Source organism: Rhizorhabdus histidinilytica, assembly GCF_900167915.1.
In the GTDB taxonomy this organism is placed as follows: domain Bacteria; phylum Pseudomonadota; class Alphaproteobacteria; order Sphingomonadales; family Sphingomonadaceae; genus Rhizorhabdus; species Rhizorhabdus histidinilytica.
Window position 1 is genome coordinate 78546 of the sequence record NZ_FUYM01000007.1, and the last position, 16084, is coordinate 94629.

15 protein-coding genes are annotated in these 16084 nt (G+C 66.9%); 6 read left to right on the forward strand and 9 right to left on the reverse strand.

The window, feature by feature from the left end; all coding sequences use genetic code 11:
• Positions 1–17 precede the first annotated feature (17 nt).
• From B5X82_RS15965 to B5X82_RS15975, 3 genes are all read right to left on the reverse strand, one after another.
• On the reverse strand, positions 18–737 hold the full coding sequence (locus B5X82_RS15965; RefSeq protein ID WP_079649173.1) for a dienelactone hydrolase family protein: 720 nt from the start codon (positions 735–737) through the stop codon (positions 18–20).
• 58 nt (positions 738–795) lie between these two features.
• The gene (locus tag B5X82_RS15970; protein ID WP_223811214.1) at positions 796–1623 is read right to left on the reverse strand and encodes a CmcJ/NvfI family oxidoreductase; all 828 of its coding nucleotides are present in this window, start codon (positions 1621–1623) and stop codon (positions 796–798) included.
• A 63-nt stretch (positions 1624–1686) separates the two neighbouring features.
• The gene (locus tag B5X82_RS15975; protein ID WP_079649175.1) at positions 1687–2526 is read right to left on the reverse strand and encodes a CmcJ/NvfI family oxidoreductase; all 840 of its coding nucleotides are present in this window, start codon (positions 2524–2526) and stop codon (positions 1687–1689) included.
• Between the two features lie 544 nt (positions 2527–3070).
• On the opposite strand from B5X82_RS15975, the gene B5X82_RS15980 reads away from it, so the two are divergent.
• The 5 genes from B5X82_RS15980 to B5X82_RS16000 all read left to right on the forward strand — a co-directional run bounded on the left by B5X82_RS15980 (position 3071) and on the right by B5X82_RS16000 (position 7858).
• Positions 3071–5308, forward strand: coding sequence for a TonB-dependent receptor (locus B5X82_RS15980; RefSeq protein WP_079649176.1), 2238 nt, complete (start codon positions 3071–3073; stop codon positions 5306–5308).
• Between the two features lie 61 nt (positions 5309–5369).
• Positions 5370–6242 (forward strand): fumarylacetoacetate hydrolase family protein, encoded by an 873-nt coding sequence (locus B5X82_RS15985; RefSeq protein ID WP_079649177.1) that lies wholly within the window; start codon positions 5370–5372, stop codon positions 6240–6242.
• 14 nt (positions 6243–6256) lie between these two features.
• Complete coding sequence (locus tag B5X82_RS15990; RefSeq protein WP_079649178.1) at positions 6257–6658, forward strand: RidA family protein; 402 nt, start codon at positions 6257–6259, stop codon at positions 6656–6658.
• A 24-nt stretch (positions 6659–6682) separates the two neighbouring features.
• Positions 6683–7126 (forward strand): VOC family protein, encoded by a 444-nt coding sequence (locus B5X82_RS15995; protein WP_079649179.1) that lies wholly within the window; start codon positions 6683–6685, stop codon positions 7124–7126.
• Entirely contained in the window at positions 7127–7858 is a 732-nt protein-coding gene (locus tag B5X82_RS16000) for an RraA family protein (protein ID WP_139385117.1), read from the forward strand.
• An 18-nt stretch (positions 7859–7876) separates the two neighbouring features.
• Here the strand turns inward: B5X82_RS16000 and B5X82_RS16005 are convergent, their stop codons facing one another.
• The 6 genes from B5X82_RS16005 to B5X82_RS16030 form a co-directional block, all read right to left on the reverse strand.
• Positions 7877–8596, reverse strand: a complete 720-nt coding sequence (locus tag B5X82_RS16005) for a glutathione S-transferase family protein (RefSeq protein WP_079649180.1) — start codon at positions 8594–8596, stop codon at positions 7877–7879.
• A gap of 60 nt (positions 8597–8656) precedes the next feature.
• Positions 8657–9859, reverse strand: a complete 1203-nt coding sequence (locus tag B5X82_RS16010) for an alpha-hydroxy acid oxidase (protein ID WP_176152587.1) — start codon at positions 9857–9859, stop codon at positions 8657–8659.
• A gap of 38 nt (positions 9860–9897) precedes the next feature.
• A complete protein-coding gene (locus B5X82_RS16015) occupies positions 9898–11124 on the reverse strand; it encodes an MFS transporter (protein WP_079649182.1) in 1227 nt (408 codons plus the stop codon).
• Between the two features lie 333 nt (positions 11125–11457).
• Positions 11458–12303 carry an FAS1-like dehydratase domain-containing protein gene (locus B5X82_RS16020; RefSeq protein ID WP_079649183.1) on the reverse strand — a complete coding sequence of 282 codons (846 nt, stop codon included), beginning with the start codon at positions 12301–12303 and terminating at the stop codon, positions 11458–11460.
• A complete protein-coding gene (locus B5X82_RS16025; protein WP_079649184.1) occupies positions 12303–13466 on the reverse strand; it encodes an acyl-CoA dehydrogenase family protein in 1164 nt (387 codons plus the stop codon). The genes B5X82_RS16020 and B5X82_RS16025 overlap by 1 nt, the downstream gene beginning before the upstream one ends.
• 66 nt (positions 13467–13532) lie before the next feature.
• On the reverse strand, positions 13533–15113 hold the full coding sequence (locus B5X82_RS16030; protein WP_217699582.1) for an AMP-binding protein: 1581 nt from the start codon (positions 15111–15113) through the stop codon (positions 13533–13535).
• A gap of 215 nt (positions 15114–15328) precedes the next feature.
• Between B5X82_RS16030 and B5X82_RS16035 the strand changes: the two genes are divergently transcribed.
• Positions 15329–16081 carry an SDR family NAD(P)-dependent oxidoreductase gene (locus B5X82_RS16035; RefSeq protein WP_079649186.1) on the forward strand — a complete coding sequence of 251 codons (753 nt, stop codon included), beginning with the start codon at positions 15329–15331 and terminating at the stop codon, positions 16079–16081.
• The last annotated feature ends 3 nt before the right edge of the window (positions 16082–16084 follow it).

Below are 16084 nucleotides of genomic sequence, written 5' to 3' on the forward strand. Positions count from 1 at the left end.
ATGTGGCCGCGGCGATTTCAGGGCGCCAGCGTCTCCTCCAGCATGTCCAGCATCATCGCCCAGCCGCGGCTGGTCGCGCGCGCGTCGTAATGGAAGCCGGCCATGCCGAGCCGTTCGATGCCCAGATTGGTGAAGGCATGCTGCACCCCGCCGAACAGGTGCATTTCCCAGGCCGCGCCGGCCGCTGTCATCTCGGCCGCGAAGGTGGCGCGATCCTCGGGTGGGGCGAGCGGGTCGTCATCGCCGACGAGCATCATGACACGCGCGTCGATCGGCCCCGGAGGTGTCCCGGCGGGGCGCCTGAGGCCGGGATGGAAGCCGATCGCGCAGCGGATCGGCGCGCGGGCACGCGCCAGCTCCATCACCGTGATCCCGCCCTGGCAGAAGCCCACCGCGCCGACCCTTCCGGGGTCGATCCCCGGCTGGTCGGTGAGCACGGCGAGCGCCGCCATCGCCCGGTCGCGGATCAGGAAGGGCGTTTTCATCAGCTCGGCATGGCGGCGCCGGGACTCGGCCTGGTCGAAGTCGACGGCGCCGTGGAGATCGAGCGCGAAGGCGACATAGCCGAGATCGGCGAGGCTGTCCGCGCGCTGGCGCATCAGCGGCGACATCCCCGGCGCCTCATGCGCCAGCAGCACGCCGGGCGCGGTGCCGGCCGCGTCGCTCCCGTCGGCCAGGTAGCCGGTCATCCGGCACCCCGCATGATCATATTCGATGCTCTGTCGTCGGATCGGCATGTCCCGTCGCGATCGATGAAGGGAAGGATGGAGGCCGGGCACGGGCGGACGGCGCACGTCAGTCGGCGAACCAATAGGCGATCGCGCGCGATTCCACGCTGATCCTCGGCTCCGCGCCGGGCGGGCAGGAGGTGTCGGTGAACGCGCTGTGCGGTACCTGCGACGGGAAGGCCGGATCGGAATCATATTGCTTGAAGATCAGCACCTCGCCGCTCGTCATCCGCGGAAAATAGCACCAGCGATGCCCGGGATTGGGCCGGACGAAGACCGCCTCGAAGGTGAAGCCGTCGGTCAGGAAATGGGAATCGCCGGCGACCACGTCGGCCTTTTCGAAGGTGCGGGCATCGCAGACCGCCAGTGGCGTGTCGGTGGGGCCGGTCGAGAGCAGACGCCAGAAGTTGAACAGCGCCATCCGCTTCACCGGCCGGGCCGGCGGCGGCCCATAAGCCCAGCCGACCATATGGGGCACGCCTGCGGCGGTGATGTCGCCATGGACGATCGGCACCGGGAAACCGTTGTCGAGATCGGCCTCGTGCGCCGGCACGCTGCGGCGGACCGGGCTGGCGTTCGCCATCTCGACATGGTCGGCGTCGATCAGCGTCTCGAGCAAGGCCTTGAGCTCGGCCCGGTAGTCCTCGAAGGACGGCGCGGGACCGGTGAGGTCATCGACTGCGCTGCGATGGGCGACGAGCGCGAAACCCTCGACGTCGAGGCGCGGCGGCGGGTTCCGGTCGCCGACATCCTCGATCGGAACCGTGACCGCCTGCAGCGGCAGGACGTTGCGGGTGAAATCCTCGTTATAGACCTGCGGGCGCACGCCGTCCCGGTCATCGATATAGTTGAGGTCTGCCTCCACCGATCGGCGTCGTGGGTAAGGGTCGGTCATGTGCATCGTTCCTCGGAAGGCGCCGCGCTCGTCGGCGGGCGTGCATGAAGGAGGGCGGGCGGATCAGTCCGCGAACCAGTAACAGGCCGCGCGGGATTCGATGCTCACCCGTGGCGCCGGGCCGGGCGGACAGCTTGCGTCGTGAAAGGCGGTGTGCGGGCATTGCAGCGCGAAGCGTCGGTCGCTGTCATATTGCTTGAAGACCAGCACCTCGTCCGTGCGCATGTCCGGAAAATAGACCCAACGATGATCGGGGTTGGCGCGGACGAAGCCGCTTTCGAACGATATGCCGGAGGTCAGGAAGCGCGAATCTCCAGCGACGACGTCGCCCGGCGCCACGCTACGGGCATCGCAGACCGCGAGGGGAAGATCGGTCGGTCCCGGCGATAGCAGCCGCCAGAGGTTGAACAGCGCCACCCGTGCGATCTTGCGGTCCGGGGCCTTGGGATAGGCCCATTCGAGCATGTACCAGACCCCGGCCTCGGAACAGTCGCAATGGATGAAGGGGACCGGTAGTCCGCTGTCATGGTCTGCCTCGCCCGGCGGCCTCGCCCGGCGCACCACGCTGTTCGCCGCCATGTCGACCCGGTCGGCACCGGTCACCGCGAGAAGCATGTCCTGCAGGGCGCGACGATAGGGTTCCGACGCCTCGACGTTGTTCGCCAGTTCCGCGACCGCCGTCTCATGGGGCAGCAGCGCGAAGCCCTCCCTGTCGAGCCTCGGCGGATCGGCGAGCGTTCTTCCGTCCGCGATCCGGACATCGACCGGGACCAGCGGCAGGATATTGCGCGAGAAATCCTCGTTCCAGACCTCCGGACGGATGTCGGTTTCCGCCAGATAGTTGATCCGCGCGGTCGTGGACCGTTCCCCGCTGCGTGTCTGGATGTCGGCCGATGGGCACATGGATGCGCTCTCCAAAAAACGGGGCGGGCGGGATCGTGCTTCCCGCCATCTTCCGCCCCTCATTGCTATCGCGCATCGCCGGGTCAGATCATTCCGTTAATCGGGCCGCGATCCGGTGCGGACTGTCATGATCGGCAAGGAATGGACGCATCCCGGGTAAGGATTTTACCCGTTCCTCCGCGCCGCGATTCCCGTGCTCGGGTGATGATGCGCCCGATTGCCGGGGCCTTGCCGCCAGCGTCGTCGGACCCCGGCACAGCGGCCGGTACGCGATCCGGGTAAAGCTGTTTCCCGCAGGGTTCCGATCGCGGTCGCTTCATAACCCGCCGACGGCGTGATCCGGCTAATTTTGTGAATGAAATTACCGCCCCTGCCGCCCCATCATGCTGCCAGAGCCGTCATACGGGAACAGTATCATCCAGTGCGATCGCCATTGCGGACCGGCCGACGGGTCGGCCGCGAGCCGGCCGGTCGCACGTCGGGAAGATGGCTCGATCGCCGATCGCTCAGGGAGGGCGATCGCACAGAAAGGGACCTCTCCTCTATGAAACGGCATATCCAATCCGGACTTCTGGTATCGGGCGCCTTGCTCGCCCTTCTCGCGGCGCCGGCCGCCGCGGCCGAGACCGGCGGGGAGGGCGATGGAGACATCGTCGTCACCGCCCAGAAGCGCGCGGAGCCGCTTCAGAAGGTGCCGCTGGCGATCACCGCGGTGACCTCGACCCAGCTCGATCGCTCGGGCATCACCGATCTTGCCGGGGTGGTCGCCTCGGTTCCCAATCTCAATCTCGGGCCCCAGCTCGGCGTGGCGAAGATCGCGTTGCGCGGCATCGGCCTCGAAAACCTCTCGCCGGGCGCGGAGGGCAGCATCGCCTTCCACATGGACGGTGTCTTCGTCTCCCGGTCGATCGCCGCGCTGGCCAGCTTCTACGATATCGAGCAGGTCGAGGTGCTGCGCGGGCCGCAGGGTACCCTCTATGGGCGCAACGCCACCGGCGGTTCGATCAACCTGACGACCCGCGCGCCGACGCGGGAGGTTTCCGGCTATCTGCGCGGGACCGTAGGCAATTATGGTCGGACGCTGGCCGAGGGCGCGGTGAGCGGCCCGATCGCCGGCGAAGGCGTGCTGGCGCGCGTCGCCTTCCAGGCCGAGCACCGCGACGGCTATGGCCGGAACCTCTTCACCGGCAAGCCGATCGACGACCTGAAGAGCTTCGCCGCGCGCGGCAAGCTGTTGTTCGATCTCGGCGATCGCGGCGAACTGGAGCTCACCGGCGACTATTATCGCCGCAACGACAGTTCGGGCAGCTATCATTATGCCGGCGCGGCCGGCGAGACCGCGCCGGGCGTTCCCTATCAGCCCTTCGGCCTGGTCTACGGAGGCACCGTCGCGTCCGGTCCGCGCGATATCGACACCGATGTTTCGCCCAGCAACCGCGCCCGCTTCTGGGGCGGGCTGGCCAAGCTCAGCTACGATCTCGGCGGCGGCATCGAATTCCGGTCGCTGACCGCCTATCGCAACACGCGCTACACGACCCTCACCGATCTCGATTCCACCAGCGCTCCCCTGGCCTCGATCACCCAGCTCGAACGCGACGAGCAGATCAGCCAGGAATTGCAGCTGTCGGGTCAGACGAGCCGACTCACCTGGCTGGTCGGCGCCTATTATTTCCACGAGAAGGACTATGGCGCGCAGGTCATCCCCTTCAACAATTTCCTCGTCGGCTTCCCGTTTCCCGGTACCGACGTCCAGGGCGCCTTCTTCGGCGGTACGATCAAGACCGACGCCTATGCACTGTTCGGCCAGTCGAGCTATGAGGTCGTCGACGATGTCCGCCTGACCGTCGGTGCCCGCTACAGCCATGAGAGAAAGCGCGACGAGGACCTGTTCCTCTTCGACTTCACGACACCCTATGATCCCACCGTGCCATTGCCGCTCGCCAGCCGCCGGGACAAGGCGAGCTTCGATTCCTTCACCCCCCGCCTCGGCCTGGACTGGCAGGTCACGCCCGAGCTGTTGCTCTATGCGTCCTGGTCGAAAGGCTTCAAGGCCGGCACCTACAATCTCGGCCAGTTCCAGAACCCCGTCGATCCCGAAAAGGTCGACGCGTTCGAGGGCGGCATCAAGTCGACGCTTTTCGATCGCCGGCTCCGGATCAACCTCGCGGGCTTCCATTACACCTATAAGGACCTGCAGATCGGCAAGATCGCGGGACAGGTGCTGGCGCTCGAAAATGCGGCGACGGCGACGATCTACGGCCTCGAGGCTGAGCTGACCGCCAACCCCTTCCCGGGTTTCGAGATCAACGCATCGGGCTCCTGGCTCCATGCGCGGTTCGACGACTATGTCAGCGGCGATCCCGCGCGCACCTTCGGTGACGGCACGACCGTCGATCCCGATACGGGTCTGCCGGCCTTCGATCTGTCGGGCAATCGCCTGTCCCAGTCGCCTGACTTCACCGCCTTCGTCGGGGCGCAATATAGCATGCCGACCACCGTCGGCGATTTCACCCTGCGCGGCGAACTGGCGTGGCGCGACCGCGTCTACTTCACGCCGTTCAACCGTTCGATCGTCAGCCAGGCGGCCAACAGCAAGATCAACCTGTTCCTCAACTGGACGTCGGGGGACGAGCATTGGTCGGGCTCGCTGTTCGTCAAGAATCTCACCGACAAGACGGTGGTCGGCAACAGCTATGTGAGCTCGCCGCTGCTCGGGTCGCCGGTCCAGGCCTATTATGAGGACCCGCGGACCTACGGCCTGACGCTCGGCTACAAATTTTGAAGGTGGATGCCGGCTGCGCTGCCGGCCGGCGTCCGGAACAGGCTTCGATGGAAGGCATCGCATGAAGCTCGCGACATTGAATATCGGCGGCCCGGTGGCGGCCGTCGTCTCCGAAAGGGGCTATCTGCCCGTGGCCGATCTCCTGCCCGGCGCGCCGGGCGACGTCGCCACGCTGATCGACGGCTGGGACGGTTTCGCTCCCCGGCTCCGCGATGCCGTGGGCGCCGCCGCGGATGGCGACTGGCGAAGCTACGCGCGCGAGGCGCTGCTCGCGCCGCTGCCGAAACCCGGCAAGATCCTCGCGATCGGCCTCAACTATGTCGATCACATCAACGAGACCGATTTTGCCGCACCGGTCCACCAGGTCTGGTTCTCGAAGCAGGTCAACAGCGTCCATGGTCCCTATGCCGACGTGCAGCTGCCCCGCGCGGCGGCGGAGACCGACTATGAGGTGGAGCTGGTGGCGGTGATCGGCAAGCGGGGCCGCCATATCGGCGAGGGCGACGCACCCGCCCATGTCTTCGGCTATTGCGTCGGCAACGATGTTTCCGCGCGCGACTGGCAGATGCGCACGCCGCAATGGGTGCTCGGCAAGTCGTTCGACACCCATGCGCCGTTCGGCCCCTGGATCACCACCGCCGACGAGCTGGGCGATCCGCACGGACTGGGCATCCGCTGCACGGTCAATGGCGAGCGGCGGCAGGCCGCCGATACGGGCCGGATGTGCTTCAGCATCTGGCAGCAGATCGCCTATCTCAGCCAGGTCATGACGCTGGAACCCGGCGACCTGATCTTCACCGGCACCCCCGCCGGAGTCGGCCTGGGCATGAGTCCGCCGACCTATTTGAGGCCCGGCGACGTGGTCCGCTGCGAGGTCGACCGGCTGGGCTTCATCGAGAACCGCTTCGTCCCCGAACAAGCCCCAAACCATTGAGAGGAAGGACGAGAATGACAGCGCAGCAACGCGAGGAAATCAACGTGGCGGGCGCCGCGCCCGCCCTGAGCCATTATGCCGATGCGGTGCGTTTCGGCGACCTGCTGTTCGTTTCCGGCGTCGTCGCCCTGGACGCGACCGGCGCGATCATCGGCGAGGGCGATGTCGTCCGGCAGACCGAGGCCATCTTCCAGTCGCTCGAGGCGATCCTCGCCGCGGCCGGAGCGGGATTTGCCGATGTGCTGAAGGTCACCGTGCTGTTGATCGACGTCGAGCATCGCACGCTGATCAATCCCGTTCGGCAACGCTATTTCGGCGCGCACCGACCGGCCAGCACGCTCATCGGGGTGAAGGCTCTCGCCCTGCCCGAGATACTGGTCGAGATCGAGGCCGTCGTCGGCCTGCCGAACCGCTGATTCATTTCGCCTGGAGGAACCGCCATGGGCCTGCATCATGTCGATCACTACGCCATAGAGACCAACGATCTCGAAGCGACCAGCCGGTTCTATTGCGGCCTGCTCGGGCTGACCGAGGGCTATCGGCCGGAACTGCCTTTCCCGGGGGCGTGGCTCTATTGCGAGAACGGCAAGCCGACCGTCCATGTCATGCTACTGGAGGAGGGGCAGGCCCCCGCCCGGTCGGGCTATTTCCATCATGTGAGTTTCTCGAGCAGCGGGGCGGAGCAGATCCGGGCCCGGCTGGATGCCGCCGGGATCGCGTACAAGGTGGTCGTCCTGCCCGGCTTCGGGAACACGCAATTCTTCATGAAGGACCCGAACGGCGTCTCGGTCGAGCTGATCTTCCCGCCCGAAGAAACCCGCCAGTCCGACATCGATGCGCAGGATAACGGCAGGAAGGAAGATTTTTTCCTGAAGGGCCAGTAGATGGAGCCCATCGCCACGGTCGAAACGGACCCTGCGGGAGGGGTGGCGGAGATGTTGCGTGAGACCAGCGTCGCCACGGTCAGCGCCATCCTCCTGCGCCGGGGGTTTCGCCATCAATGCCTGTCGGGGGTTCGGGCGATCGAGCCGGGCGGGGGCGTGATGGCGGGTCCCGCCTACACGTTGCGGTTCATTCCGGCGCGCGAGGATGTCGACACGATGGCGTGGCTGGCGCGGCCCGACAATGTCCAGCGTCGCGCCGTCGAGGAATGTCCGCCCGGCGCCGTCCTCGTCATCGACGCGGGGTCGACCCGCGCGGCGTCGGCGGGCGATCTGATGGCGCGGCGGCTCCGTGTGCGTGGATGCGCCGGCATGGTCACGGATGGCGGCTTCCGCGATACCGCCGGAATTGCGGCAGCCGGTCTGCCGGCCTATCAGCGCGAAAGCGCGCCCTGCGCGTCGCCGGCGGCATTGCACCCCGTGGATGTCGGTCTCCCGATCGGTTGCGCGGGCGTCGCGATCTATCCTGGAGACATCGTCATGGGTGATGCCGACGGGGTCGTGGCGATACCCGCCGACATCGCGGCGGAGGTGGCGTGCGAAGCCGTGGCCGCCGCGTCCTACGAGGATTATGCGGCGGAACGGATCGATCGTGGTGCGAGCCTGTTCGACATGTTCCCGGCCAGCGAAGCCTCCCTGGAAGCCTTTCGCCTGTGGCAGGAAGCGAACGGGTAAGGCACTGCCGGCCGGCGGTCAGGCCGGCGTCCGGGCATATGCACCCCGTCCGAACACCTTGTCGCGATTTTCGGGGGAGGCCTCGCCGGGTGGGGTGGTGAGGCGGCCGACCGCCTCGACGGCGTCGAGAGCGCGCGCTGTGGCGGGTCTTGCCCCTATCCTCTCCACCCATTGGGTCAGCCGAGGATAGTCGTCGTCGATCTCCGGCCCGAACAGGCGGGCGAGAGGACGTATCCAGGGGAAGGTCGCCATGTCGGCGATGCTATAGTCGCTCCCGCCCAGCCATGGCGCGTCGCCGAGCCGGGTTTCCAGGGCGTCGAGGACCCGCCGGGTCAGGGTGGTGTAGCGCGAAAGGGCGTAATCGTCCGGTACGGGCGCAAAGAGGCGGAAATGGACGAACTGCCCGAGGATCGGGCCGAGGCCGCTCATCTGCACCATGAGCCATTGCAGCGTCTGATACCGTTCGACGGCATCGGTCGGCAGGAACATGCCCGTCTTCTCGGCAAGGTAGATCAGGATCGCGCCGGATTCGAAGATCGTGACCGGGCCCCCTGTCGATCCCGTCTCGTCGACGATCACCGGAACCTTGCCGTTGGGATTGATGCGCAGGAAGTCGGGCGCGAAGGTCTCGCCTGCCATGACGTCGATCGGAACCGTGCGATAGGCAAGTCCCATCTCCTCGAGCGCGAGATGGATCTTCACGACGTTCGGGCTGTCCGCCGCATAGAGCGTGATCATGATGATTTTCCTCTTTCGATGATGCCTCTATCGGCGCGGATTTACGCCATGGCGGAGTGGCTATCCGTCCCGCGGATCGAATGGTGCGACCGCGTAGCGCTCGCCCGGCAGGACGACATGGTTCCGGTCGAGTTCGTCGAGACTGGAGCAACCCATGCTCGCCAGGGTTCGGTCGATCTCTTTTCCCAGCAGCTCGAGCGCGCGGACCACGCCGGTCTCGCCGAAAGCCGCCAGCGCGAAGAGCAGCGCCCGGCCGAGGAAGACCGCCTTGGCGCCGAGCGCGAGGGCCTTGATCACGTCCGACCCGCGCCGGATACCGCCGTCGAGATAGATTTCCAGGCGCGGACCGACCGCGGCCGCGATGGCGGGCAGCGCCTCGATCGTCGCCAGTCCACCGTCGAGCACCAGGCCGCCATGGTTCGACACGATCATGGCGTCGGCCCCCGCATCGGCGCAGGCGACCGCATCGCGGGGATCGAGCACGCCCTTCACGATCAGCTTGCCGGGCCACAGCGCTCGGATTTCCGCCAGGGTCTCCCAGCTGATGCTGTCGTCCTTGAGCGGAACGCCTCCCTTCATTGGGTCGGCAGGATCCGGCAGGGGATAGTCGACCATCGTCGGCAGCCCGCCGTCCAGCATGTACCGACCGATCGTGCCGATCAGCCAGCGCGGGCTGGCGATCGCCTCCAGGGCGATGCGCGGGGTGACCTTCGGCGGCACCGTATAGCCCGATTTCGCGGCGAACTCGCGGTTCGGCGAGACGATCGAATCGACGGTGAGCACGAGCGCGTCGAAGCCGGTGCGGCGCGCCTTCTCGATCAGGCGCAGCGACAGCGCCCGATCGCCGCTCATATAGAGCTGGAACCATTTGGCGCCATGACCGGCCTCGATCACCCGTTCCATCGGAACGGTGGCGGCGCACGACAGGACCAGCGGAACGTCCAGGGCAGCGGCTGCGCGGGCCAACGCCAGCTCTCCCTTGTGCCAGAGGAAGCCGGGCGGGCCGGTTGGGGCGATACCGAGCGGCAACCGATGATCGCGGCCGAGAATCCGGGCATCAAGCCGGCGACGGCTGACGTCCGCCAGGATGCGCGGACGCAGGCCTATCTCCTCGAAGCCGCGCCGGTTGGCGCGCAGCGTGCGATCATCTTCCGCGCCCCGCGCGATATAGTCGAACAGGCCGCGCGGAAGCCGGCGCCGCGCCGCGGCCTCGAAGTCCGCGATGTTGTGCATGGTCTCGAGCGAGGGAGGGAAACCGAACATCGGCCGTCGCGATCCTGGGGAAGGGGGCCGGCCGGGCGTCATGATGCCGCGAGCCGGGGCCCGCCGATATGACGAGCCGTCCCCGTCTCCTTCAGTGCGAAGGTCAGGAGAGCCATTGCGCCGGCGCAACCCGCCACCAGAGCCAGGGCCGCGCCCACGCCGTGGCGGTCCGCGAGCCAGCCGGCGGCGGTCGGTGCGACGACGCCGCCGAGCAATGTCGCGGCGCCGATGTTGAGCCCGATCGCCGTCGATATCAGGCGCATCGGTGCGCTCTCGGCGGGAATGGTGGCGAAATACAGGGTGCTCGCTCCGGCCGAGGCCCAGCCCACGAACATCAGCGCGGCGAGCAGCGGCGTGCCGCCGTCGAAGCCGATCATCGCAGCCGGGCAGAGCATGCCGACGAGGTTGGCCAGGATCGCCACGGGCTTTCGCCCGAACCGGTCCGACAGGGCGGGAATGACGATGCCCAGCACCAGGCTGGACAGGCCCAGCACGCTCATCAGCAGGCCCATGGCCGTGGCATCCATATGGCGGATCTGCACGGCGTACAACGGAAGGAAGGCAGCGCCTACGGCGAGATAGGCCATGGCGAGCGCCGAAAGCAGGCCACACAGCCATATGTTGCGGATTCCCAGCAGGTCACGCACGCCGCCCGGACCGTGATCCTGCGCCGGCACGTCCGCGGCGGGGGGCTCCCGAAGGAAGAGGGCGCCCGCGGCGGCGCAGAGCAGCGCCGGACCGATCACGAGGAAGAAGCCGGTCCGCCAGCCATGATGGGCCGCGAGCCAGGCCAGCACGATGGGGGCGGCCAGCCAGCCGAGCAGGCTGGCGCCGAACGTCTGGACGATGCCCATGTTGAGGCCCTTGCGCTCGGGGGCGGATTCGATCGCGACCAGCGATTGGACCAGCGGCAGGAGCGGACCTTCCAGCAGTCCCATCAGCATACGGACGGCGAGCAGTGCGACGAAGCTCCGGGTGAAGCCCGCCAGGACCGAGCCACCACCGATCAGGACGAGCAGCAGGACCAGCATGCGCTTGCGCCGGCCGATCCGGTCCATCCATTGGCCGGTCAGATAGCAGGAGACGGCATAGGTCACCCAGAAGCTGGAGATCAGCGCGCCGACCTGCACGTTGGTCAGCTGGAGGGCGGGTCGGATCGCCGGCATCAGATAATTGATGCCGAACATGTCGATATTGACGATCCCCACCGCCGCGCAGAGCAACGCGATCAGCCCGGTTTCGTAGCCGCGCTTGCTCGCGTCCATGTGCCGCCCTCCCAATGGATGCCGGGCACGCTTCTCCGAAGACGATCCCCGGGCGCCGCATGCCGCATGAGCGACTGTCTGCCGCAAGCGCAAAATCGAGTCAATAAAGATTTATAATCGTTTTTGTTTCGCGAAATTTGTTCCTCAGGCCAAATTTAGAGAGCAAATTTGCAGGATGCCGCTACAAAAGCGAGTTCTGACCTGAATTCAGGGTTGTGTTGATGCCCCATTGCTCTGCTGTCGATCTGGCTTTTTCCGCCGCAATAGACAGTGAAGATGGGGCGCCCGCCCGGAAGGAATGGCGGGCCTTCCTGATCGGCGGACTTCCCCGGCTCAGCCGGCGATCTCCGCTTCGGCGGTCATGACGATACCCGCCGGCCCGATCGCGCGCAGGGCAGTCTGGTTGCCATCCCGCTTCAGGCCCAGGGTCAGGGGCTCGCCGTCGAACAGCGGGGATTGCGCGCGGAAGCCATAGCGCACGATCCGGCCCGCAGGCTTTTGCCGCAGCAGATGGTCGATCAGCAGCGTCGCCAGCAACGGCCCCTGTACGACGAGGCCGGGATAGCCCTCCTCGTCGCGGGCATAGTCGCGATCATAATGGATGCGGTGGCCGTTGAAGGTGAGCGCCGAATAGCGGAACAGCAGTACGGCGTCGGGGATCAGGGTTCGCACCACCGGGTCGGCCTCGCCCGGATCGGCCGCGCGCCGCGCCTGCGACGGGCCGGGCGGCGGCGCCTCCCGATAGACGATGTCCTGCTCCTCGACGATCGCCGGGGCATCGTCCCCGTCGATGGCGATCTCGTGCCTGACCGTCGCGAACAGCATCGCGCCCGACCGTCCCGTCTTGGGCGTCGCCGCGATGAGGGTGGATGTGCGGGTGATGCTCGCGCCGATCGGGATGTCCGAATGGAATCCGATCCGGCTGCCAGCCCACATCCGACGGGGGAGGTCGACGTTCGGCAGCAGTCCGCTGTCGCTGCGGCGCGGGTGACCGTCGGGGCCGATCGCCCCCTGCGGCGCATCGGGCAGGAAGCACAGCCAATGCGCCAGCGGCGGCGCGATGCCCGGCGTCCATGGCGGCGAGGCGTGATCGAGCGTCGCGGCGAGCCGTGCGATGCGGGCCGGATCGACCAGGTCGTGCAGGACCTCCCGCCGTCCGACAAAGCGCTGCGGGTCCATCAGAAGCTCTTGGGGAGGCCCAGCACATGGGTCGCGACATGGCTGAGGATCAGGTTCGTGCTGATCGGCGCGACCTGGTAGAGCCGGGTCTCGCGGAACTTGCGCTCGATGTCATATTCCTCGGCGAAACCGAAGCCGCCATGGGTCTGGACGCACATGTCGGCGGCATACCAGCTCGCCTCGGACGCCAGCATCTTCGCCATGTTCGCCTCCGTGCCGCAGGGAAGCCCCTCGTCGAACATGCGGGCCGCCTTGTCCACCATCTCGGCGGCAGCGGAAAGCTGGACATGGGCGCGGGCGATCGGGAACTGGACACCCTGGTTCTCGGCGATCGGCCGGCCGAACACCGAGCGATCCTTCGCATAGGCTGCGGCGCGGTCGATGAAGAAGCGGCCGTCGCCGATGCATTCCGATGCGATCAGCACGCGTTCGGCGTTCATGCCGGACAGGATGTAGCGGAAGCCCTTGCCCTCCTCGCCGACGAGATTCTCGGCCGGCACCTCCAGGTCGTCGAAGAAGAGCTCGGTGGTCGCATGGTTGAGCATGGTGCGGATCGGCCGGATCGTCAGGCCCTTGCCCACAGCCTCGCGCATGTCGACCAGCAGCACGCTCATCCCGTCGGACGGCTTGGCGCACTCTTCGCGCGGGGTGGTCCGGCACAGCAGCACCATCAGGTCCGAATGCTCGGCCCTGCTGATCCATATCTTCTGGCCGTTGACGACATAGGTGTCGCCGACGCGCTTCGCGAAGGTGCGGATGCGGGTGGTGTCGGTACCCGCGGTCGGCTCGGTCACGCCGAACGCCTGGAGGCGGATCTCGCCCGAGGCGACCTTGGGCAGATATTTCTGCTTCTGCACAGGCGAGCCGTGCTTCAGCACGGTACCCATCGTGTACATCTGGGCGTGGCAGGCGCCGCCGTTGCAGCCCGACCGATGGATTTCCTCCAGCACCGCGGTCGCCGCCTGCAGGCCCAGGCCCGAGCCGCCATAGGCCTCCGGGATCAGCACCGACAGGAAGCCGGCCTCGGTCAGCGCGCGAACGAATTCGGTGGGATAGGCGCGGTCGCGGTCGAGCCGCTGCCAATAGTCGCCGGGGAAGTCCGCGCACAGGCGGCGAACGGCCTCGCGGATCTCTGGATAGCTCTGGTCCTGGGCGCCGATCATCGCAATCTCCTTCGCGACATGCAGGCTGACATGTCGGGATTCCTCATGGCAGGCGGCCGGTCGGGCTCAGCGCTTGCTGAGCTCAAACCCGGCTTCCTCGCGGTCCCAGGTGCCGGCGGTGCGGCCCTCGTCGCGCAGCTGATATTTGAGGATGCGGCCCACCGGGCTGCGCGGCAAGTCGGCGCGGAACTCGAAGAAGCGCGGCACCGCGAAATAGGGTACGCGGTCGACGCACCAGCTGCACATCTCCTCGGGCGTGATCATGGCACCGTCCTTCAGGACGATCGTCGCCTTCACCTCGTCTTCTGTCTCGGCGAGGACCGCATGGACGGCGACGTCCTTGACGTGCGGATGCTTCTTGAAGGTGTTCTCCAGCTCGAAGCTCGAGATGTTCTCGCCGCGGCGGCGGAGATAATCCTTCTTGCGGTCGACGAAGTAGAAGAAGCCTTCCTCGTCCATCCTGCCGATGTCGCCGCTGTGCAGCCACATGTTCTTCATGATCTTCAGCGTCTCTTCCGGCCGGTTCCAATAGCCGCTGAACATGATGTCGGGATGGCGGGGACGGATGATGATCTCGCCGGCCTCCCCCGGGGGCAGCTCCTGATCGTCCTCGTCGACGATACGGACGTCGAAATCCTCATTGGGCTTGCCCGAGCTTCCCGGCGGAGCCGGCTCGCCATCGGGCAGGCTGGTGACGCGGGCGGCCTCGGTCAGGCCGTAGGTGTTCGATCCGGTATAGGTGACGCCGAACCGGTCGCGCCACTTCTGCTGGATATCGGGCGGGAAGGGTGAACCGCGCACGGCGAGCACCTGTCCGAAGCAGCGTTTCGACGCCTCGGTGTCGGGGGCGTTGGCGATGAAGGTCAGCATCGATCCGAGCAGGTTGACGATGGTGGCGCCAGACCGCTCGATATCGTCCCAGAATTTGGAGACCGAGAAGCGCGGGAAGACGGCGACCCGGCCGCCCACCATCATGCACGACAGGATCGATCCCGCGACGGCGTTCATGTGGAAGAAGGGCAGCGGCGTCCAGTTGACGGTCCGTTCGTTCCTGTTTTCGCGCTTGAGCACCTGGCGCGCCAGGTTGCAGGCATAGTTGTGCGAGATCATGCAGCCCTTCGACGGCCCGGTGGTACCGCCGGTGAAGATCAGCATGCACAGGTCGCCGGGCTTGTTGTCGTCGGGGATCGGCGTCTCGTCCTCGACATAGGCGGCCGACAGATGCTCGACGGCGAGCCGGTCCGAAGCGGGCAGCGGCTCGCCGCCGCTGCGCACCAGCAGGCGTTGCGCACGGGGAAGCTCCTTCTCGATCTCGATCACGCGCCGGGCGTAATCGGCCTCCGCGATCAACAGCTCGGCGCCGGCATCGTCGAACTGATGGCGCAGGAATTCCCCCTTGTAGGCGGTGTTCACCGGAACATTGATCGCGCCGAGCTTGTTGACCGCGAGCCACAGCGTGATCGCATCGACGTTCGAATCGAGCAGGCTGCACACCCGATCGCCGCGCTTCACCCCGCGCGCGGCCAGGCCATGGGCCAGCCGGGTCGAACGGCGGTCCATTTCCCCATAGGTGTAGGTGTCGCCGGTGAAGTCGAGCAGGACGTTGTCGGCATAGCGCTCGGCGCTGCGCCGCAGAACCTCCGTCACCGTCTCCCGAACATCCGCCGACCAAACAGGGTAAGTCACTACCGCCCCTCCAAACTGATTATTCGTCAGTTTATACGGCAGCGGCAGCATCGTCCGCAAGCCGCACGGAGGCGCGTCTATGGGGAGAATGCCCTGAAAGGAGGATGCGCCGACTTGGCCGATCGCCGCCGCCCTCATCCATTCGAGCCGGCGTGCAGAGCGAGGAGGAGGGCCGAATGGCCGATTTCACGGGTAAGGTCGCGATGGTGACGGGCGCCGCCACCGGCATCGGCGAAGCGATCGCGCGATCGCTGGCGACGGCGGGTGCGACGGTCGCGATCGCCGACATCGACGCCGCGGCGGCGCGGTCGACGGCGGCTGCGATCGGCGGGACGGAGAAGGCCGTCGGCATCGCCTGCGACGTCGCCGATCCGGTTTCGGTCGAGGCTGCGGTCGCGGAGGTGCGGGCGGGGCTGGGCGGCATCGACGTCCTTGTCAACAATGCCGGGCTCCATCTTACCGGCTATGTCCGCCCGGTCAGCGAGCTTCCCGTCGAGGACTGGCGCCGGCTACTCGACGTCAACGTGCTGGGCGTGGTCCACTGCGCCAAGGCCTGCCGGGAGACGATGCGCGCGCGGGGCGGCGGGGCGATCGTCAACATCGCGTCGATGGCGGCGTACAAGGGCGAGAACGCCTATGGCATCTCCAAGCTGGCGGTGCGCGGCCTGACCGTCGCGCTCGCGCGCGACTTCGCGGCGGACGGCATCCGCGTGTGCGGCGTCGCGCCGGGCTTCGTCGCGTCGGAAGCGGCGATGCGGCTGTTCCCCGAGGAGCGCCGCGACCATTATGTCAACGAGGTGCAGCTGGTCCGCCGACTAGGCCAGGTCGACGACGTCGCCAGGGCGGTCCGCTTCCTGCTGTCGGAGGATGCCTCCTTCATCACCGCCGAGACGATTCTCGTCTCCGGCGGCGCGCTGACCCGAATCTAGCCT

Bases quoted from the DNA above. Each gene is read 5' to 3' on its own strand.
- B5X82_RS15965 (WP_079649173.1), bottom strand. From the start codon at position 737: ATGCCGATCCGACGACAGAGCATCGAATATGATCATGCGGGGTGCCGG.
- B5X82_RS15970 (WP_223811214.1), bottom strand. From the start codon at position 1,623: ATGACCGACCCTTACCCACGACGCCGATCGGTGGAGGCAGACCTCAAC.
- B5X82_RS15975 (WP_079649175.1), bottom strand. From the start codon at position 2,526: ATGTGCCCATCGGCCGACATCCAGACACGCAGCGGGGAACGGTCCACG.
- B5X82_RS15980 (WP_079649176.1), top strand. From the start codon at position 3,071: ATGAAACGGCATATCCAATCCGGACTTCTGGTATCGGGCGCCTTGCTC.
- B5X82_RS15985 (WP_079649177.1), top strand. From the start codon at position 5,370: ATGAAGCTCGCGACATTGAATATCGGCGGCCCGGTGGCGGCCGTCGTC.
- B5X82_RS15990 (WP_079649178.1), top strand. From the start codon at position 6,257: ATGACAGCGCAGCAACGCGAGGAAATCAACGTGGCGGGCGCCGCGCCC.
- B5X82_RS15995 (WP_079649179.1), top strand. From the start codon at position 6,683: ATGGGCCTGCATCATGTCGATCACTACGCCATAGAGACCAACGATCTC.
- B5X82_RS16000 (WP_139385117.1), top strand. From the start codon at position 7,127: ATGGAGCCCATCGCCACGGTCGAAACGGACCCTGCGGGAGGGGTGGCG.
- B5X82_RS16005 (WP_079649180.1), bottom strand. From the start codon at position 8,596: ATGATCACGCTCTATGCGGCGGACAGCCCGAACGTCGTGAAGATCCAT.
- B5X82_RS16010 (WP_176152587.1), bottom strand. From the start codon at position 9,859: ATGTTCGGTTTCCCTCCCTCGCTCGAGACCATGCACAACATCGCGGAC.
- B5X82_RS16015 (WP_079649182.1), bottom strand. From the start codon at position 11,124: ATGGACGCGAGCAAGCGCGGCTACGAAACCGGGCTGATCGCGTTGCTC.
- B5X82_RS16020 (WP_079649183.1), bottom strand. From the start codon at position 12,303: ATGGACCCGCAGCGCTTTGTCGGACGGCGGGAGGTCCTGCACGACCTG.
- B5X82_RS16025 (WP_079649184.1), bottom strand. From the start codon at position 13,466: ATGATCGGCGCCCAGGACCAGAGCTATCCAGAGATCCGCGAGGCCGTT.
- B5X82_RS16035 (WP_079649186.1), top strand. From the start codon at position 15,329: ATGGCCGATTTCACGGGTAAGGTCGCGATGGTGACGGGCGCCGCCACC.